Origin of the sequence: Falsiroseomonas sp. (assembly GCF_030695085.1) — a bacterium.
Lineage (GTDB): Bacteria > Pseudomonadota > Alphaproteobacteria > Acetobacterales > Acetobacteraceae > Falsiroseomonas.
Window position 1 is genome coordinate 15,294 of the sequence record NZ_JAUYTS010000177.1, and the last position, 17,197, is coordinate 32,490.

Here is a 17,197-nt window from a genome sequence, read left to right on the forward strand (position 1 = left end):
CTTGCACTCAGCGGCGCCGGATGAAGACCGCCACCGGCAGGTCGCGCAGCGCTTGCGCGACGTCGAGGCTGCCGGATGGCCGCGCCGCCTGTCCTGTCAGCAGGTCTTGCCAATCCGTGACCGGCCCCGGCCAGTCGAGCGTCGTGCCCTCCCACGCCTGGTCGCCGGCGAATCGCGCGGCCACCACGCGCAACTCGGCATCGCCATGCTGGCGCGCGAAGCCGCAGATCCGTGGCCCGGCCGCGCCGCTGGCTTCCAGCTTCTGGTAGGTGCCGCGGGCATACAACGCCGGCTCCGCGGCCCGATGGGCCAGCAGCGTCGTCGTCAGGGCCAGCTTAAGCCGCCCGTCGCGCCAATCCGCCGCCATGGCCCGGATCGCCGCCGCCCGGTCCTGTTGCAGCGCCACCTCCACCTCGGCCAGCGCCGTCTCCCGCCTTGCGTAGTCCACCGGGCGCCGGTTGTCCGGATCGACCAGGCTGAGATCCCACATCTCCGCCCCCTGGTAGATGTCCGGCACCCCCGGCAGGGTCAGCTTCAGCGCCGTCTGCACCAGGCTGCCCCGCAGGCCGAGCCGCGCGACACGTTCCTGGAAGGGCAGGAAGGCGGCCAGGAAAGGCTGGCTGCACAGCGCGTGCCGGACGAAATCCAGCGTCGCGGATTCATAGCCGGCATCCGGGGAGGCCCAGTTGGAATGGCGCTTGGCCTCGCGCATGGATTTCACCATGGCGCCCTCCAGCCGCTCCGCCATCGCCTCCGCGCCCCCCTCGGCCGGCCAGGCGCCGAGGAGCAGCTGGTAAAACAGGTATTCGTCGTTGTGATCCGGCGGACCCATGCCATGCGAGGCTCGCAGGATGCGGGACCATTCCTGCACGCGGGTCGCCCATTCCTCCGGCATGCCAGCCAGCGCCAGCAGCCGCATGCGTGTATCCTCGCCGCGCTTGGTGTCGTGGGTGGAGGTGGAGAGCATGGCCTGCGGCCAGTGCGCCGCGCGGTCGGCATTGGCGGTGTGGAATTCCGCCAGCGTCACGCCGAAATGGTCGGGGTGCCCGCCCACCTCGTTCAGCGCGACCAGGCGGTTGTAGCGGTAGAAGGCGGTATCCTCGAGGCCCTTGGCCATGATCGGGCCGCTGTATTGCTGCACCTTCATCGCCAGGCGCTGCACGGTATGGCGGGCGAATCCACTGCGCGGCTGCGCCACGAGATCGGTGGTCAGCAGCCGGTGCAGGAAGTCGAAGACGCTCGGGTCGAGATCCGGCTCCTGCCGCCGCGCGGCGGCGATGGCGGCGTCGATCTCCTGGCGGTCCGCATCCGTGGGCGGCCCTTCCGCGTCCACATAGGTGCGATAGACGGCGAAGCCCGCGACGCTGGCGCAGAGGCCGCGGGAGAGGATGTTGCGGGTGAAATCAGCCGTGCCGGGGGTCTGCTGCGCGATGCGCGCGGCCTCCCTGGCCAGCATGGCCAGCTCGCCGGCCATCTCGTTCCGCATGATCCGCAGCTTGCAGTCGAGCACGATGGCATCGAAATCCTGCTCCGCGCCGGTGAATTCGGCGTAGAGGCGCGTCAACGCCGCCTCGCCTTCCGGATCGGCCAGCAGGCCCATCACCAGGTTGGCGAATTCATAGCCGGTGGTGCCCTGAACCGGCCAATCCGCGCGCAGCGGTTCGTGCCGCGCCAGGATCTTCTCCACCACCAGGTAGAAGGGTGCGGGCGCGGCCTGCCGCAGCTTCAGCAGGTAGCCCTTCGGGTCGAGCAGCCCGTCCACATGGTCGATCCGCAGCCCGTCCAGCGTGCCATCCGCCAGCAGCGCGAAGACCAGGCGATGGGCGTGGTCGAACAGCTCCGGCAGTTCCATCCGCAGGCCGGCAAGCTCGTTGATGTTGAAGAACCGGCGGTAGTTGATGTCGTCCGCCGCGACGCGGAAATGCGCCGCGCGCCAATGCTGGTCGCGGATCAGCGCATCCAGCGCCACCTTGTCCGCGTTCAGCCTGGCCACCGCCCGCTGCACGGCAGCTTGCAGCGCCGCATCCCGGGCGACCAGCGCGGCCAGATCCGCCTTCAGGTCGCGGGCGCGTGCCGCCACGCGCGGGCGCCAGTCCGGCAGGCCGGCAAAGGCATCGCCCAGGCGTTCAAGCGCCGTATCGGCATCGCCCAGCACCCGGCCGTAATGCAGCGGGCAGATCGGCAGCTTGTGTGTGTCATAGGCCCAGACGGCAAAGCTGCCGGCCGCGGCGTCGAAGCGCAGCTCAAGCTGGCCGGCTTCCAGCACCGCGCCATACTGGTCCCCCAGGAAGGGCACCAGCAGCCGCCCCTGCTGCCAGTCGATGTCGAGCCAGCCGGCGAAGTCCGATGCCTCCCCCCATTCCAGCACATCGAGCCACCACGGGTTGTCGGCGCCGCCGACGCCTATGTGGTTCGGCACGAAATCCAGGATCTGGCCCAGGCCATTCGCCTTGAAGGCCGCCGCCATGGCGCGGAAATCGGCCTCGGTGCCCAGTTCGGGGTTCAGCGCGGTGTGGTCCACGATGTCATAGCCATGCGTGCTGCCAGGCCGCGCCTTCAACCAGGGCGAGGCATAGACATGGCTGATGCCCAGCCGCGCCAGATAGGGCGCGAGGCGGGCCGCATCGGCGAAGCGGAAGCCGGCGTGGAATTGCAGGCGATAGGTGGCGCGCGGCATCACGGCGTCGGTCATGCGGGGTCCTCGATCGACCAGCGCGTGCTCCAGGGGCCAACGCCCTGCCCTTCCTGCCAGATCACGCGGCCGGCTTCCGGATTGCCGGAGATGGCTGGGTCGGCGATTGCTGTATCGGACAGGTTGGCACGCAGGCGCAGCGTGCCGCCAGCTTCCAGGGACCACATGATCTCCACAGCCCCGGGCGCCAGCACCCGCCAGCTGCCGCCGCGCCGGATACCGGGCAGGCGCGGGATGATCTCGGCGTGGCGCACCGCCAGGATGGCGCGGTGCCAGGCGAGCGTCTCGGCGTGATCGGGCTTCGCCATGTCTTCCCATCCCAGCTTCGCGCTGGCGAAGGTGCCCTCGGCCAGCGGGTCCGGGATGCGCTCACGCGTCACGGGGTCGGCGAATTCGGGAAAGCGGGCGAATTCGGCGCGGCGGCCCTCGCGCACGGCATCGGCCAGGTCCGGGCCGAAATCGCAGAAGAAGGGAAAGGGCTGCGCCGCGGCCCATTCCTCGCCCATGAACAGCATCGGGATCTGCGGCAGCAGCAGCGCGACGGAGGCCACGGCCCGCAGCGCCGCCTTCGGCGCGATATGCGAAAGCCGGTCGCCGAAGGCACGATTACCGATCTGATCGTGGTTCTGCAGGAAGGCGATGAAGGCGGTGGGCGGCAGGCCGGCGCTCGGCTCGCCGCGGGGATGGCCGCGATAGGGCATCATCTGGCCCTGGAAGGCGAAGCCCTCCGCCAGGGCGCGGCCGAGCAGTTCGGTGTTGCCCTGGTAGTCCGCGTAATAGCCGCTGCGTTCCCCGGTGGCGGCGACGTGCAGCACGTGATGCGCGTCGTCATTCCACTGCGCCGTGTAATGCTGTGGCACCAGGCGCCCGGCCTGGTTCTCCTCATTCTCCAGCACCAGGTGCACGTGGCGCCCCGGCACCGCGGCGCGCACCCGTTCGGCGAGCTCGTCCAGAACATGGCGCGGGCTGTCGTCCAGGATCGCATGCACCGCATCCAGCCGCAGGCCGTCGAGGTGGAATTCCTCGATCCAGTACAGCGCATTATGGATGAAGTAGTCGCGCACCGGCGCGGAATCCGGCCCGTCGAAGTTCAGCGCCGCGCCCCATGGCGTGCTGTGGCGGTCGGTGAAGGCCTGCGGCGCGATGGCGTGGAGGTAGGCACCCTCCGGTCCGAAATGGTTGTAGACCACGTCCAGCAGGACCATCAGGCCGAGGCCGTGGGCGGCCTGCACCAGCGCCTTCAGATCCTCCGGCCGGCCATAGCTGGCATCGGGCGCGAAGGGCAACACGCCGTCATAGCCCCAGTTCCGGCCGCCGGGAAAATCCGCCACCGGCATGATCTGCAACGCGGTGACGCCGAGCGCGGCCAGATGTGGCAGCCGCTCGATCGCGGCGCGGAAGCTGCCTTCCGGCGTGAAGGCGCCGATATGCAGCTCATATACCACCGCCTCCGCCCAGGGACGCCCACGCCAGGCGGCATCGGTCCAGCGATGCGCGGCGGGGTCCACCACCTCGCTCGGCCCATGCACATCCTCGGGCTGGTGCCGCGAGGCCGGGTCGGGCACGCGCAACCCATCCGGCAGCACGAAGCGGTAGCGGGTGCCGGCACCAGCCAGGGCCACATCCAGCCCGTGCCAGCCGCCCGGCTCCTGCCGCATCGGCTGCGGCGGGGTACCGTCACATTCCAGGCCGACCCGGTCATGTGCCGGCGCCCAGAGGCGAAAGCGAACGCCGCCGCCGGGCAGCAGGGTGGCGCCAAACGGCATGGCATGGGCACGATGGGCGAAGGTCATGCGCCGCAAACCGGCCGCAGCCGCGTTCGTTCCATCGGGCGCCGAAAAATTCCCGCACCGGGTCGAAGGGAACGTCCAGCGCGGTAAAGTGTTGTCTGCGTTCTGGATCGTGTTCCAATTTGGCACGTCGCGGCAGATGAGGATGGTTGATGCGGATACGTAGTTTGGTGGCATCGCCGCAGATGATGCGGCGGTCGCGCATCCGTGAGGGCCTGCCCTTTCCACTCGGCGCCAACTGGGACGGTCTGGGTGTGAATTTCGCGCTGTTCTCGGCCAACGCCACCAAGGTCGAGCTGTGCCTGTACGACGATACCGGCAATACGGAGCTGGAGCGGATCGAGCTGCCGGAATACACGGATGAGGTCTGGCACGGCTACCTGCCGGATGCGCGTCCCGGCACCATCTACGGCTATCGCGTGCACGGCCCGCATGCGCCCGATGCCGGGCATCGGTTCAACCCGAACAAGCTGCTGCTCGACCCCTATGCGCGGGCCATCGTCGGCGACCTGACCTGGGGCCCGGAATGCTTCGGCTATGAGCTGGAGACGGGCGATGATCTCAGCTTCGACACGCGCGACAGCGGCCCGCTCGTGCCGAAATGCCGCGTCATCGACCCGGCCTTTACCTGGGGACGCGAACGCGCCCCTTCGGTGCCCTGGGACCGCACCGTAGTCTATGAGACGCATGTGAAGGGCTTCACGAAAAGCCACCCGACCCTGCCGGAGGATATGCGCGGCACCTATTCCGGCCTCGCGGCGCCGGAGGTCGTGAATTATCTGCGCGGCCTCGGCGTGACGGCGGTGGAGCTGTTGCCGATCCACACCTTCCTGAATGACCAGTTCCTGCTGGACAAGGGGCTGACCAATTACTGGGGCTACAACACCATCTCCTTCTTCGCGCCGGCACGTCGCTACGCGCGCAACACGGCCTTTGCCTTTTCCGAGTTCAAGGAGATGGTGGCAAGACTGCATGACGCCGGGCTCGAGGTGATTCTGGACGTGGTCTACAACCACACGGCGGAGGGCAATGAGAAGGGCCCGATGCTGTCCTTCAAGGGCATCGACAACGCCAACTACTACCGCCTTCTGCCCGGCCGGCCGCGCTACTACATCAATGATACCGGAACCGGGAACACGCTCAACCTGTCGCATCCGCGTGTGCTGCAGATGGTGAATGACAGCCTGCGCTACTGGGCGACCGAGATGCGCGTCGATGGCTTCCGCTTCGACCTGGCCACCATTCTGGGACGTGAGGAGCATGGCTTCGACGAGGGCGGCGGCTTCCTCGACAGTTGCCGCCAGGACCCGGTGCTGTCCCGCGTGAAGCTGATCGCCGAGCCATGGGATTGCGGCCCCGGCGGCTACCAGGTGGGTGGCTTCCCACCCGGCTGGGCCGAGTGGAACGACCGTTTCCGCGACACCGTCCGCGCCTTCTGGAAGGGCGATGAGGGCAAGACCAATGATCTGGCCTGCCGGCTCTCCGCCTCCGGCGACCTGTTCGACCGGCGTGGACGCAAGCCGTGGTCCAGCGTGAACTTCATCACCGCGCATGATGGTTTCACGCTGCATGATTTGGTCAGCTACAACGACAAGCACAATGCGGCGAATGGCGAGGGCGGGCACGACGGCCACGACCATAATCTGTCCTGGAACCACGGTGCCGAAGGCCCGACCGACGACCCCGAGATCATCGCGCTGCGGGAACGCCAGAAGCGCAACATGCTGGCAACCCTGCTGCTGGCCCAGGGCACGCCGATGCTGCTGGCGGGTGACGAATTCGGCCATTCGCAGCAGGGCAACAACAACGTCTATTGCCAGGACAATGCCACCACCTGGCTGGACTGGGCCGGCATCGGTGCGCATGGGCGGGAACTGGCCGCCTTCACCCGCAAGCTGATCGCGCTGCGGCAGAACTTCCCGGTGCTGCGCCGCGCCCGCTTCCTGAATGGGAAGCTGGACGATGATCTCGGCATCAAGGATGTCACCTGGCTCACCCCCTCCGGCACCGAGATGGAGGATGGGCACTGGGATGATTCCAACGCGCGCTGCTTCGGCATGCTGCTGGATGGCCGCGCCCAGGCCACCCGCATCCGCCGCCCGGCCGGTGACGCCACGCTGCTTCTGGTGCTGAACGCGCATCACGACGCGGTTGAATTCTCGCTGCCGGAACCGCCGGCCGGCCAGCATTGGCTGCTGCTGGTGGATACCAACAAGCCGGCGCTGGATGAGCCGGAGCCGTTCGAATTCGGCCATCCCTATCTGGTCACCGGCCGGTCCCTGCTGCTGCTGGTGCTGCATCCGGAGGCCGGTGGCCTCGCCATTCTCACTGCCGCGCGCACCGCCCTGCTGGCCGGCGCGACCCCGCCGCCCCTGCCATCGGAGGAGTGAGGCGGACCGCCCTGGGTTCAGGCGCGCGCCGTCGCGCGGCTCAATCCACGAACAGATGCAGCTCCGGCGGAAGCGGCCGGGGTGCCGCGCCGGGACGGTGCAGATCCTCCAGCACAGCCAGCGCCCGCGGCAATGCGGCAGGCGCGAAGGGCTTGGCGAGGCAGGCGCGGGCGCCGCTGTCTTCCATCTCCTGCCGCCAGCTGGGGGCGTTGCCGGTGGCGTAGAGCACCTGCACGCCGCCCGCCGCGAGCGCCCGCCCGACCGTCAGACCGCTGCCACCGCGCCCGAGATCGAGATCCACCACGGCGAAGTCCGGCGCATGCTCTGCCGCGAGGCGCAGCGCGGCGGCCTCCGTCGCCGCGGTGCCGCAGACGTGGAAACCCTCGTCCCTCAGCGCATCCTCGGCCGCCATCGCGACCAGGGTCTCATCTTCCACCACCAGGACGCTGCGCGACTGGCTGGTCGGCATGATCTCTACCTCCCGCGGTTCAACCCCACTGCAACGGCAAAGCCCATCTCGGGTTGCGGATCAGGCCTCCAGCAGCCAGACGGAGAACATCTCCGCCGGATCGGACCACATGGTGGCGCCGCGCCAGCCGGCGGCGCCGGCAATCTGGCGCAGCCGCTCGGGGCGGTATTTGTGGCTGCTCTCGGTATGGATGGTTTCGCCCCGGGCGAAGTCGAACACCCGCCCGGCCACCCGCACCCTTTGCGGGCGGCGGGCGACCAGATGCATCTCGATACGCTCAAGCCCGGGATTCCAGCGCGCAGCATGGTGGAAGGCACCAGGGTCGAAATCCGCCCCGGCTTCCCGGTTCAGCCGGGTCAGCAGGTTCAGGTTGAAGGCGGCGGTGACGCCGGCGGCATCATCATAGGCCGCCTCGAGGATTGCCTCCTCCTTCACCAGATCGGCGCCCAGCAGCATGCGGGCGCCGCGGCCCAGCGTGGCGCGGGCGCGGGCCAGGAAGGCCACGGCCTCCGGCGGCTCGAAATTGCCGATGGTGGAGCCGGAGAAGAAGCCCAGCCGCGCGGCGCTGCCGCCGCCATGGGCCGGCAGGTCGAAGGCCCGGGTGAAATCCGCCACCACCGGGCGCACCGGCAGGTCGGGGAAGGCGGTGGAGACCCGCGCCGCCACCGCATCCAGCCATTCCGGCGCGATATCCACCGGCAGATAGGCGCAGGGTGCTTCCAGCGCGCGCAGCAACTGCACCGCCTTGGCGCCATCGCCGGGGCCAAATTCCACCACCGCCGCGCCGCGGCCGATGGCATCGGCAATCTCGGCGCCGCGCTGGTCGAGGATCAGCACCTCGGTCCGTGTCGGGTAGTATTCCGGCAGGCGGGTGATCGCCTCGAACAGCCGCGTGCCCTCCGCGTCATAGAGCCATTTGCACGGCAGCGTCTTGCGTGTGGCGGACAGGCCGCTGATGGCGTCGGCCGCGAGTTCGGGATGCAGGACGTCGACCGCGCTCATGCCACATCCTCCGCCAACCGCAGGCTGGTGAATTGCCAGCGCGCATCGGGCGGGAAGAAGTTGCGATAGCTGGCGCGCGAATGGCCCGGTGCGGTGGCCAGCGAGCCGCCGCGCAGCACCATCTGGTTCACCATGAACTTGCCGTTGTACTCGCCAACCGCGCCTTCCCAGGGGCGAAAGCCGGGATAGGGGCGATAGGCGCTGCCGGTCCATTGCCAGGCGATGCCCTCCGCCTCGGCAAGGCCGGGCAGATTGGCGGCGGCTTCCCATTCCTGTTCCGTGGGCAGGCGCTTGCCGGCCCAACGGGCGAAGGCGTCGGCCTCGTACCAGGAGATGTGCCGCACCGGCTGCGCCGGATCCAGCGGGCGCAGACCAGCCGGGTCGAATTGCTGCCAGGCGCCATCATGCATTTCCCAATACAGCGGCGCCTCCCACCCCTGTGCCTGGCAGGCGGCCCAGCCATCGCTCATCCACAATAGCGGGCTGCGATAGCCACCATCGGCGATGAAGCCGGCCCAGTCCGCGTTGGTCACCAGGCGGTTGGCGATGCGGTAGGGGGCGAGGAAGTGCCGGTGGCGCGGGGTTTCATTGTCGAAGGCATAGCCGATGCCGTCATGGCCGATTTCCACCACGCCTTCCGGTCCGGCGAGCATGGCACGCGGCGCGGTATCCGGCGCCGGGTCCTGCCAGGCAGGGTCATAGGCCGGGCGCAGCGGGTTGAGGGACAGCGCGTGCAGCGCATCCGTCAGCAGCAATTCCTGGTGCTGCTCCTCATGCTGCAGGCCCAGTTCCACCAGATGCAGCGCCTCATCCGGCGCATCCTGCAGCAGCCGGGCCATGGCCTCGTCCACCGCGTCGCGATAGGCGGAGACGGCGGCGCAATCGGGGCGGGTGAGCATGCCGCGCTGCGGCCGCGCGTGGCGCGGGCCGGCGGCGACGTAGTAGCTGTTGAACAGCAGCGCATATTCCTCCCGCACCCTGGTGGCACCGGGCAGGAAGGGCAGCAGCAGGAAGGTCTCGAAGAACCAGGTGGTGTGGGCGCGGTGCCATTTGGCCGGGCTGCAATCCGGCATGGACTGCACCACCTGATCTTCCGGCGAAAGCCGTGCGGCCAGCGCCTCGGTCCGCGCGCGGACGGCCTGGTAGCGGTGGAGAAGATGCTGCGCGGCCGGGCGAGGCCCCGCGGAGATCTGATTCATTCTCGGACGAGGCTCCCCGGTTCAGCACCGGCAACGCCCGCAAACTGTTCGGGTTTCCGCCTTATCCCAGGCCGGCGAGGCGCCGCAGCGCCGGGGCGAGCGGCGCGGGCCGGTCCGCCAGCGGCCCAAGCAGCGCGGCGAAGCGGCCGATTTCCGCCAGGCCGAAGGCCGTCACGCCCGGCTCCGGCAGCCGTGCATGCACCTCCCCCAGCCCCATCCGCAGCGCCATCAGCCGCTTGCCATAGGCCAGCAGCAGCGGCAGGGAGCGGGACATGAAGACGATGATGGGCAGGATGGCGCGGTGCAGCGCCTCCGCCCGCTCCGTCTCGCCCGCCGACCACAGGCGCCAGATCTCCACCTGCGCGTCGACCAGTTCCGGCGCGGGGATCAGGCCCTGGCAACCGCTGCGTAGCGCCGTCGGCCATTCCAGCCCGCCATGGCCGGCGAAGACGTCACAGGTCTTGCTGGCTTCCAGGGCGAATTCGGCAACGGATACGGCGGCGCCTTCGGCCTTCATGAAGCGGATATTCGGGTGGTTGCGATGCAGCGCCAGAAGCGCGGCGTCGGAGACCGAGACATCCATCATCAGCGGGTTGTTCTGGATGCCCACGGGCAGCACGGCACGGTCCGCCACCGTGCCGAGGAAGCGCAGGATCCCGGCCTCCGCCACGCCCTTCACCGGCGGCGGTTGCAGCACCACCCAATCCGCGCCGCGCGCCTTCGCCTCCGCGATGAAGTCGAGCTGGCCGTGGACGGAGACCTCCGCCACCGTCGCCATCAGCGGCACCCGGCCGGCGATGCGGGCAGCGGCCCAGCCCACGATGTCCAGGCGCTCGGCGGTGGACAGGCGGAACACCTCCGTCACCAGGCCGAGCACGGCGATGCCCTGGCAGCCGGCGGCGAGGCAGAGATCCACCTGGCGTTCCAGCGCCGCGCGATCCAGCCGGCCATCCGGCAGGTAGTAGGCGTAAAGGATCGGATGCACGCCGGACAGGCGCGGCAAGGGCGGCATGGCGCGGGTTTCCTCTCCGTTGCCGGGAGGCTGGCGCGCAGCGCGCCCCGCGGTCAAGCCGCCAGCAGCGCGGCCCGCAGCGATTGCACCACATGCGCACCCATCGCCGACCGCGTCTCCACCGTGGCGCTGGCGATGTGCGGGGCCAGCACGACATTGGGCAGGGCCGCGAAGCGTGGGTCCACCTTCGGCTCGTTCAGGAAGACGTCGAGGCCGGCCGAGCCCAGCCCGCCATCCGCCAGCGCCGCCAGCAGCGCGGCCTCCTCCACCACTTCGCCGCGGGCGATGTTCACCAGCGTGCCATGCGGGCCCAGCGCGCGGAGGGTGGCTTCATCCACCAGGTTGCGGTTGGCCGCGCCGCCGGTCGTCGCGACCACCAGAATGTCGCTGTCCTGCGCCAGTGCCAGCGGCGTGGCGTGGAAGGGCAGGTCCAGCCCCGGCCGCTGCGTGCGGGTGCAGTAGCGCAGTGCCAACCCCGCCGCGGCGGCACGCCGGGCGATGGCCGCGCCGATATGGCCGAAGCCGAGCAGGCCCATCCGCGCGCCCTGCAGGCTGCGGCCAAAGGCGAAGCCCTGCCCCGAAGCCCAGGCGCCGGAGCGGACATGCGCATCCGCCGCCACCAGGCGCCGGCGCGCCATCACCGCGAGCGCCATCGCCAGATCGGCCACCTCCTCCGCCAGCACGGCGGAGGTGTTGGTCAGCGCAATGCCGCGCGCGGCCAGCGCCGCCGTGTCGATCCGGTCGATTCCGGCGCTGAAGCAGGCGACGATCCGCAGCGCCGGCAGCTTGGCGAGTAGCGCGGAGTCCAGGAGTTCACGGCCGGAGGTGGCGATGCCAAGAATGCGGTCGCCACGCGCCGCCAGCAGCGCATCCAGCGCCGCGGAACCCAGTGGGCCATGGGTGGTGAAGATGGCATCCAGCGCCGCGCGTTCCGCGGGCTGGATCATGCTGGTGAGGACCAGGATTTCGGGCGGGTGCATCCGCGCGGTCTGCTTGCGCGGTCCGGCGCGGTCAAGCCGGTTGCGGCACCCTGGCTTGTGCGGCGATCATCTCCGCCAGCATCCGCCGCATCAGCACGCCGGGGCGGTCGCTGGGCATGTTCATCTCGATGCCCGTCTGGTCCAGCGGCACATCATGGTCGGTGGATTCCAGGATGTCGCGGTCCTCATCCGTGACGATGCGATCGAAGGCGATGACATCCGCGGCCTTGGCCTGTTCCTCCGTGTCGTTGCGGAAAACGAATTGCACGACCATCGACGTCGCATCGTCGATCGGCGTGGCACAGGTGACGATGGAGTGGCTCAGGCCGTTCGGATACTGGATGCGGAGCTTGCGGAGGAAGGGCGCATACCAGCGGCCGCGCATGTGGCGCACCGTGGTATCGCTTTCCATGTTCAGCACCTTCTTCTGGATCTCGGGGTTCCGCACCGGAACCTCCGTGATCATCACGAAGCCGTCCGCGTGTTCCTCGATCTCCAGCCTGGCGGGTTCGGGGTGGCCCTGGTCGCCAAAGCTCGCACGGTGGACGAAGGCGAAGTGGGCATTGTCAAAACTGTTTTCCATCAGGCGCAGGCCGGCGCAGTTCCAGACTTCATAGAACTCGTCGATGCGGCGGAAGCCGAGCCCCTCCTCCTCGAAATCCGGCAGCGGATACAGCGGGTCCTCCAGCGCCACCCAGACATGGCCGTAGCGGATGGCGGCCTGGTAGGCGGGGACGCGCATGTTGGTCGCGCCCTGCCGGTCCACCGGCCGCTGCGGAACGCGCATGACGCGGCCATCGGCGGCGAATTCCCAGCCATGGTAGCCGCAGGCGAGGCGGCCGGCGGTGTAGAAGCCCTTGGAGAGCTTCGCCGTACGATGACAGCAGCGGTCATCCATCGCCGCCGCCTTGCCATCCCCGTCCAGCCACAATACCAGATCCTGGCCGAGCAGCCGGAACGGCTTCGGCCCTTCCGCCAGATGGGCCACCGGCATCACCGGATACCAGAATCGGCGCAGCAGCGGCGTGGCGGTGGCGAGCATCCGGCGGACCCTCATGGCTGGAGATCAGCGCCAGGGTGCAAATCCGGGCCGGCTGAATCAAGCGCCGCATGGCCCCACTTCCGGCAAAAACCGCCCATTCCATTGTCATTTCGCCCACTTATTGGGCGCACCTCGGCTGATTCGCCGCGAGTTGGGGCAGAATGGCCTTTCGCCGGCCTCGCTGCTTTTGCTAACAGCGCCGGGCCACAACCCCCGGGACCGTCACGATGCGCCGTCGCCACGCCCTTGCCCTGTTCGGCTCCGCGGTTCTTGCCGCCCCCGCCGTCCATGCCCAGTCGCTGACCAATGTCCGCTTCAGCCTGGATTGGGCGCTGCAAGGCCCGCAGGGCGCCTTCGTGCTGGCGCTCGACCGTGGCTATTTCCGCGAAGCAGGCCTCAACGTCACCATGGATCGCGGCTTCGGCTCCGGCGACGTGCCGGTAAAGGTCTCGGCCGGCGCCTATGATGTCGGCGTCGCCGATCTGAACCCGACCATCCGCATGAAGCTGGAGCGGCCGGAGAGCGACCTGTTCACCCCCTTCATCATCCATGACGCGACCGCGCTGGCGGTTATGACCCTGCGGCGGGAGAATATCCGCACCCCGGCCGATCTGGTGGGCAAGACCCTGGCCGCGCCGGAATCGGATGCCGGGCGGCAGCTGTTCCCCGCCTTCGCCAAGGCCGCCGGGATCGACCCCGCCTCCGTCCGCTGGCAGAGCGTGACGCCACAGCTGCGGGAGCCGATGCTGGCTCAGGGCCGGGTGAACGCCATCACCGGCTTCATCACCTCCGGCATCTTCTCCCTCCGCGGGCTTGGGATTGCGGAGCAGGACATCGTGACGATGCTGTTCAGCGATGTCGGCGCCGACTTCTTCTCGACCTCGATGATCACCACGCGCCGCTGGGCCGCCGCCAATCCGCAGGCCGTCACCGGCCTGATCCGCGGCCTGGTCCGCGCCCAGTATGACAGCCTGCGCGACCCGGATGCCACCATCGCCAATCTCCGCCAGCGGGAGCCGCTGACCGATGTGCCGCTGGAGACGGCACGCCTGCGCATGGCGCTGGACCGCCTGACCTTCACCCCCGCCGTTCGGGAGAACGGCTTTGGCCGCGTGGACATGGCGCGGCTGCAGCGCAGCATCGACTCGGTTCGGGACGCCTTCGGCATCTCGCGCCCGCTGCCGGCCTCGGATATCTACGACCCGTCCTACCTGCCCCCGGCGGCCGATCTGAAGCTGGCCTGAGGCGCTTCCCGAAAGGTCCCCTGCCATGGCCCCGCTTCCCACCCGCTACTGGCAGGACCTGCCCTGGCCGGCCTTCAAGACGCTGCCGGCCAACACCGTGGCCGTGCTGCCGGTGGCATCCATCGAGCAGCACGGGCCGCATCTGCCGGTCGCGGTCGATACCACCATCAACCAGGGCGTCATCGCCCGCACGCTGAAGGTGGCGGCGGCCGACCTGCCCGTGCTGGTGCTGCCGACGCAATGCGTGGGCTGTTCGGTGGAGCATCTGCGCTTCCCCGGCACCGTCACCACCAGCCCCGAGACGCTGCTGGCGCTGGTGACGGATATCGGCGCGAGCGTGGCGCGGGCGGGCGTGAAGCGCCTGGTGATCGTCAACAGCCATGGCGGCAATGTCGCCGTCCTCGACATCGCCTGCCGCCGCATCCGCATCCAGCACGGCATCCTGGCGATCAACGCCATGTGGGCGCGGATGGGCAAGCCGGAGGCGCTGCGCGACCCGGTGGAAGGCAAGTACGGCATCCATGCGGGCCGCGACGAGACCTCTGTCATGCTCGCGCTGACCCCCCATCTGGTGCGCATGGAGAACGCAAGGAACTTCGTCAGTCGCTGGCAGGGCGTGGCCAATGCGGCGCCGGGCATGGCCCCCGACGCCGGCGCGCCCTTGGCCTGGCAGGCGCAGGACCTCAACCCGGCGGGTGCGGTGGGCGATGCCTCGCTCGCCACAGCCGAGATTGGCGAGCAGCTTCTGGATTTCGCGGCGGAGAAGATGGCGACCCTCTGGGCGCAGGTCGCCGCCTTCGATGCCGAGGGTTTTCTCGCGAACGAGCCTGACCCGCATGGCTGACATGGTGGCGCTGGCCGCGGCGCTGGATGGCATCGAGCTGTCCACCGACCGCGCCTTGCTGCGGCAGAAAAGCCGCGACTTCTACTGGTACAGCCCGATCCTGAAGGCGCAGCTCGACGGCAAATCCGCAGAGCTTTTCGCCCGCCCGCGCGATGAGGCGGAGGTGCTGCGCATCCTCTCCGCCGCCCGCGCTGCCCGCGTGCCGGTGACGGTGCGCGGCGGCGGCACCGGCAATTACGGGCAATGCGTGCCGATGGAAGGCGGCGTCGTGCTGGACATGACGGCGATGTCCGCGCCGATCGGCATCACCGATGGCGTAGTGGAGGTGGAGGCCGGGGCGAAGATGATCGACCTCGACCTCTGGGCGCGCGAACAGGGGTGGGAGCTGAAGCTCTGGCCCTCCACCAAGCGCACCGCGACCATTGGCGGCTTCGTCGCCGGTGGCGGCGCGGGGGTGGGTGGCATCAGCCATGGCACGATGCGCGAGCGCGGAAATTTTCTCGGCGCCCGCATCGCGACGATGACGGACCCGCCGCGCATCCTGGATCTGGAAGGCCAGGCGGCCAATCCGGTGAACCGCACCTACGGCACCACCGGCGTGCTGACCCGCATCCGCGTGCCGCTGACCCCGGCACAGGATTGGCGCGACGTCGCCATCGCCTTCCCGGATTTCGTGCCGGCGAGCCGCTTCGCGCTGGAACTCAGCTTCGCCGATGGCATCCCGAAAAAGATGTGCGGCGTCTTCGACAGCCAGTTGCCGCCCTTCTTCCGGGGCCTGGCCGATGCGGTGCCCTCCGGACACGCGCTGGCACTGGTGATGGTGGCACCCGGCGCGCTGCTGGCGCTGCGCGAATTGGCGGCCGAGCACGGCGGCACCATCGTCGCCGAGCAATCCACCGTGGACGCCGAGCGCGATGGCGATGCGACGCCCTTCTACGAATATTGCTGGAACCACACCACGCTCCAGGTTCTCAAGAAGGATCGCGGCGTCACCTACCTGCAATGCCGCTTCCCCTTCGAGAACACGCTGGAAGCGATCGAGGCCGTCCGTATCCCGTTCCGCGACGAGGTATGGATGCACACCGAATGCGTCCGCTTCGGCGGCCGCCTCACCATGTCCGCCCTGCCGGTCATCCGCTGGACCAATGCGGAACGCCTGGCCGAGATCATGGCCGCCTTCGAGGCGCAGGGCATCGGCATTGCCAACCCGCATGTCCTGACCATCGAGGAAGGCAGCAACTACCGCCGCGTGCCGGGCGACCAGCTCGGCTTCAAGCAGCGCACGGACCCGCTCGGCCTGCTCAATCCGGGCAAGATGCGTGATTTCGTTCCCGTCGACGCCCCAGGGGAGGCCGCATGACCACCCAAGCCGTGATGGCCGAACTGCCGGCCATCGAGTGGATCACCGACCCGGCTCTGGTGCGCCAGCGGTCGCGCGATTTCTTCTGGTACTCGCCCGTGCTGAAGCGCCAGCTCAATGGCGTGACGGCGGAGGCGGTGGCCTGCCCTCGGGACGAGGCGGAGGTCATCGCCATCATGGCCGCCTGCGTGAAGCACCAGGTGCCGCTGACGCCGCGCGGCGCAGGCACCGGCAATTACGGCCAGGCCATGCCCTTGAAGGGCGGCATCGTGCTGGACCTGATGGGCCTGAACCGCGTGATCTGGACGAAGCCCGGCATGGTGCGGGCACAGGCGGGCATCAAGCTGATCGACCTGGACGCGGTGACGCGGCGCGAGGTGCGCGGGGAATTGCGCTTCCACCCCTCCACCAAGCGCACCGCCAGCCTCGGCGGCTTCATCGCCGGCGGGTCCGCCGGCATCGGGTCCTGCACCTATGGCAAGCTGCGCGAGCCGGGCAACATCCTCGGCCTGCGCGTGGTGACGATGGAGGCCACGCCGCGCGTGCTGGAGTTGCGCGGCGCGGAGATCGACAAGGCCAACCACGCCTACGGCACCAATGGCGTCATCACCGAGTTGGAAATGCCCCTGGCCCCGGCCTGGGACTGGATCGACGTGCTGGCCGAATTCCCGGACACGCTCGCCGCCGCGCGGTTCAGTGAAGCCTTGGTGGCCAGCGATGGCATCGTGAAAAAGATGGCGGGCGTCGTCGCGCCCGGCGTGGCCCAGACATACTTCAAGCCCTTCATGCAGTTGGTGTCGCCTGGCAAGGCGGCTGCGCTTGTGATGGTGGCGGAGCCGTGTCTGGACCTGCTGGCGCCGCTGCTGGCGCGCTTCGGCGGCCGCCAGGTTTTCGCCGCGCCGACCGAGACGGCAGAAACGCCGCTGTATGAATTCACCTGGAACCACACCACGCTGCAGGCCCTCAAGGTCGACCGCAGCCTGACCTATCTGCAGACGCTGTTCCCCGCCCCGCACCATTTCGAACTGATCGCGAAGATGGACGCGCTGTTCGGGGATGAGGTGATGCAGCATCTGGAATTCGTCCGCCTCGGCGGCGTCGTCTCCTGCTTCGGGCTGCAGTTGGTGCGCTTCACGACGGAGGAAAGGCTGCGCGAGATCATCCGCATTCATG

14 protein-coding genes are annotated in these 17,197 nt (G+C 68.9%); 6 read left to right on the plus strand and 8 right to left on the minus strand.

The genetic code is table 11. From position 1 onward, the window contains the following. Positions 1-7: 7 nt before the first annotated feature. The gene (treY, locus tag Q8S40_RS19450; protein ID WP_305671719.1) at positions 8-2,692 is read right to left on the minus strand and encodes a malto-oligosyltrehalose synthase; all 2,685 of its coding nucleotides are present in this window, start codon (positions 2,690-2,692) and stop codon (positions 8-10) included. Then, positions 2,689-4,485: a malto-oligosyltrehalose trehalohydrolase gene (gene treZ, locus Q8S40_RS19455; protein WP_371136862.1), complete on the minus strand. Its 1,797-nt coding sequence runs from the start codon at positions 4,483-4,485 to the stop codon at positions 2,689-2,691. The genes treY and treZ overlap by 4 nt, the downstream gene beginning before the upstream one ends. Between treZ and Q8S40_RS19460 the strand changes: the two genes are divergently transcribed. Continuing rightward, positions 4,484-4,648 (plus strand): hypothetical protein, encoded by a 165-nt coding sequence (locus Q8S40_RS19460; RefSeq protein WP_304814154.1) that lies wholly within the window; start codon positions 4,484-4,486, stop codon positions 4,646-4,648. The genes treZ and Q8S40_RS19460 overlap by 2 nt on opposite strands. Continuing rightward, a complete protein-coding gene (glgX, locus tag Q8S40_RS19465; protein WP_305671720.1) occupies positions 4,635-6,872 on the plus strand; it encodes a glycogen debranching protein GlgX in 2,238 nt (745 codons plus the stop codon). Before Q8S40_RS19460 ends, glgX begins: the two co-directional genes overlap by 14 nt. A 40-nt stretch (positions 6,873-6,912) precedes the next feature. Here the strand turns inward: glgX and Q8S40_RS19470 are convergent, their stop codons facing one another. The 6 genes from Q8S40_RS19470 to Q8S40_RS19495 form a co-directional block, all read right to left on the minus strand. Further along, positions 6,913-7,341, minus strand: a complete 429-nt coding sequence (locus tag Q8S40_RS19470; protein ID WP_304808473.1) for a response regulator — start codon at positions 7,339-7,341, stop codon at positions 6,913-6,915. A 60-nt stretch (positions 7,342-7,401) separates the two neighbouring features. Then, on the minus strand, positions 7,402-8,343 hold the full coding sequence (gene egtD / locus Q8S40_RS19475) for an L-histidine N(alpha)-methyltransferase (protein ID WP_305671721.1): 942 nt from the start codon (positions 8,341-8,343) through the stop codon (positions 7,402-7,404). Then, positions 8,340-9,542 (minus strand): ergothioneine biosynthesis protein EgtB, encoded by a 1,203-nt coding sequence (egtB, locus tag Q8S40_RS19480; protein WP_305671722.1) that lies wholly within the window; start codon positions 9,540-9,542, stop codon positions 8,340-8,342. The genes egtD and egtB overlap by 4 nt, the downstream gene beginning before the upstream one ends. 61 nt (positions 9,543-9,603) lie before the next feature. Beyond that, complete coding sequence (locus tag Q8S40_RS19485) at positions 9,604-10,554, minus strand: dihydrodipicolinate synthase family protein (RefSeq protein WP_305671723.1); 951 nt, start codon at positions 10,552-10,554, stop codon at positions 9,604-9,606. A 53-nt stretch (positions 10,555-10,607) separates the two neighbouring features. After that, positions 10,608-11,534: an NAD(P)-dependent oxidoreductase gene (locus Q8S40_RS19490; RefSeq protein ID WP_305671724.1), complete on the minus strand. Its 927-nt coding sequence runs from the start codon at positions 11,532-11,534 to the stop codon at positions 10,608-10,610. A gap of 31 nt (positions 11,535-11,565) precedes the next feature. Beyond that, positions 11,566-12,591, minus strand: a complete 1,026-nt coding sequence (locus Q8S40_RS19495; RefSeq protein ID WP_305671725.1) for an aromatic ring-hydroxylating dioxygenase subunit alpha — start codon at positions 12,589-12,591, stop codon at positions 11,566-11,568. 212 nt (positions 12,592-12,803) lie between these two features. Between Q8S40_RS19495 and Q8S40_RS19500 the strand changes: the two genes are divergently transcribed. The 4 genes from Q8S40_RS19500 to Q8S40_RS19515 form a co-directional block, all read left to right on the plus strand. Beyond that, a complete protein-coding gene (locus Q8S40_RS19500; protein ID WP_304808487.1) occupies positions 12,804-13,820 on the plus strand; it encodes an ABC transporter substrate-binding protein in 1,017 nt (338 codons plus the stop codon). Between the two features lie 25 nt (positions 13,821-13,845). After that, positions 13,846-14,664, plus strand: coding sequence for a creatininase family protein (locus tag Q8S40_RS19505; protein ID WP_305671726.1), 819 nt, complete (start codon positions 13,846-13,848; stop codon positions 14,662-14,664). Next, positions 14,657-16,024 carry an FAD-binding oxidoreductase gene (locus Q8S40_RS19510; RefSeq protein WP_305671727.1) on the plus strand — a complete coding sequence of 456 codons (1,368 nt, stop codon included), beginning with the start codon at positions 14,657-14,659 and terminating at the stop codon, positions 16,022-16,024. The genes Q8S40_RS19505 and Q8S40_RS19510 overlap by 8 nt, the downstream gene beginning before the upstream one ends. Beyond that, on the plus strand, positions 16,021-17,197 hold a 1,177-nt coding region (locus Q8S40_RS19515), incomplete at its 3' end, for an FAD-binding oxidoreductase (protein WP_305671728.1). The genes Q8S40_RS19510 and Q8S40_RS19515, both read left to right, overlap by 4 nt.

What these genes read in the sequence shown, in the direction of transcription:
- treY (WP_305671719.1), bottom strand. Translation starts at nt 2,692, where the DNA reads ATGACCGACGCCGTGATGCCGCGCGCCACCTATCGCCTGCAATTCCAC.
- Q8S40_RS19460 (WP_304814154.1), top strand. Translation starts at nt 4,484, where the DNA reads ATGCGCCGCAAACCGGCCGCAGCCGCGTTCGTTCCATCGGGCGCCGAA.
- treZ (WP_371136862.1), bottom strand. Translation starts at nt 4,485, where the DNA reads ATGACCTTCGCCCATCGTGCCCATGCCATGCCGTTTGGCGCCACCCTG.
- glgX (WP_305671720.1), top strand. Translation starts at nt 4,635, where the DNA reads ATGCGGATACGTAGTTTGGTGGCATCGCCGCAGATGATGCGGCGGTCG.
- Q8S40_RS19470 (WP_304808473.1), bottom strand. Translation starts at nt 7,341, where the DNA reads ATGCCGACCAGCCAGTCGCGCAGCGTCCTGGTGGTGGAAGATGAGACC.
- egtD (WP_305671721.1), bottom strand. Translation starts at nt 8,343, where the DNA reads ATGAGCGCGGTCGACGTCCTGCATCCCGAACTCGCGGCCGACGCCATC.
- egtB (WP_305671722.1), bottom strand. Translation starts at nt 9,542, where the DNA reads ATGAATCAGATCTCCGCGGGGCCTCGCCCGGCCGCGCAGCATCTTCTC.
- Q8S40_RS19485 (WP_305671723.1), bottom strand. Translation starts at nt 10,554, where the DNA reads ATGCCGCCCTTGCCGCGCCTGTCCGGCGTGCATCCGATCCTTTACGCC.
- Q8S40_RS19490 (WP_305671724.1), bottom strand. Translation starts at nt 11,534, where the DNA reads ATGCACCCGCCCGAAATCCTGGTCCTCACCAGCATGATCCAGCCCGCG.
- Q8S40_RS19495 (WP_305671725.1), bottom strand. Translation starts at nt 12,591, where the DNA reads ATGAGGGTCCGCCGGATGCTCGCCACCGCCACGCCGCTGCTGCGCCGA.
- Q8S40_RS19500 (WP_304808487.1), top strand. Translation starts at nt 12,804, where the DNA reads ATGCGCCGTCGCCACGCCCTTGCCCTGTTCGGCTCCGCGGTTCTTGCC.
- Q8S40_RS19505 (WP_305671726.1), top strand. Translation starts at nt 13,846, where the DNA reads ATGGCCCCGCTTCCCACCCGCTACTGGCAGGACCTGCCCTGGCCGGCC.
- Q8S40_RS19510 (WP_305671727.1), top strand. Translation starts at nt 14,657, where the DNA reads ATGGCTGACATGGTGGCGCTGGCCGCGGCGCTGGATGGCATCGAGCTG.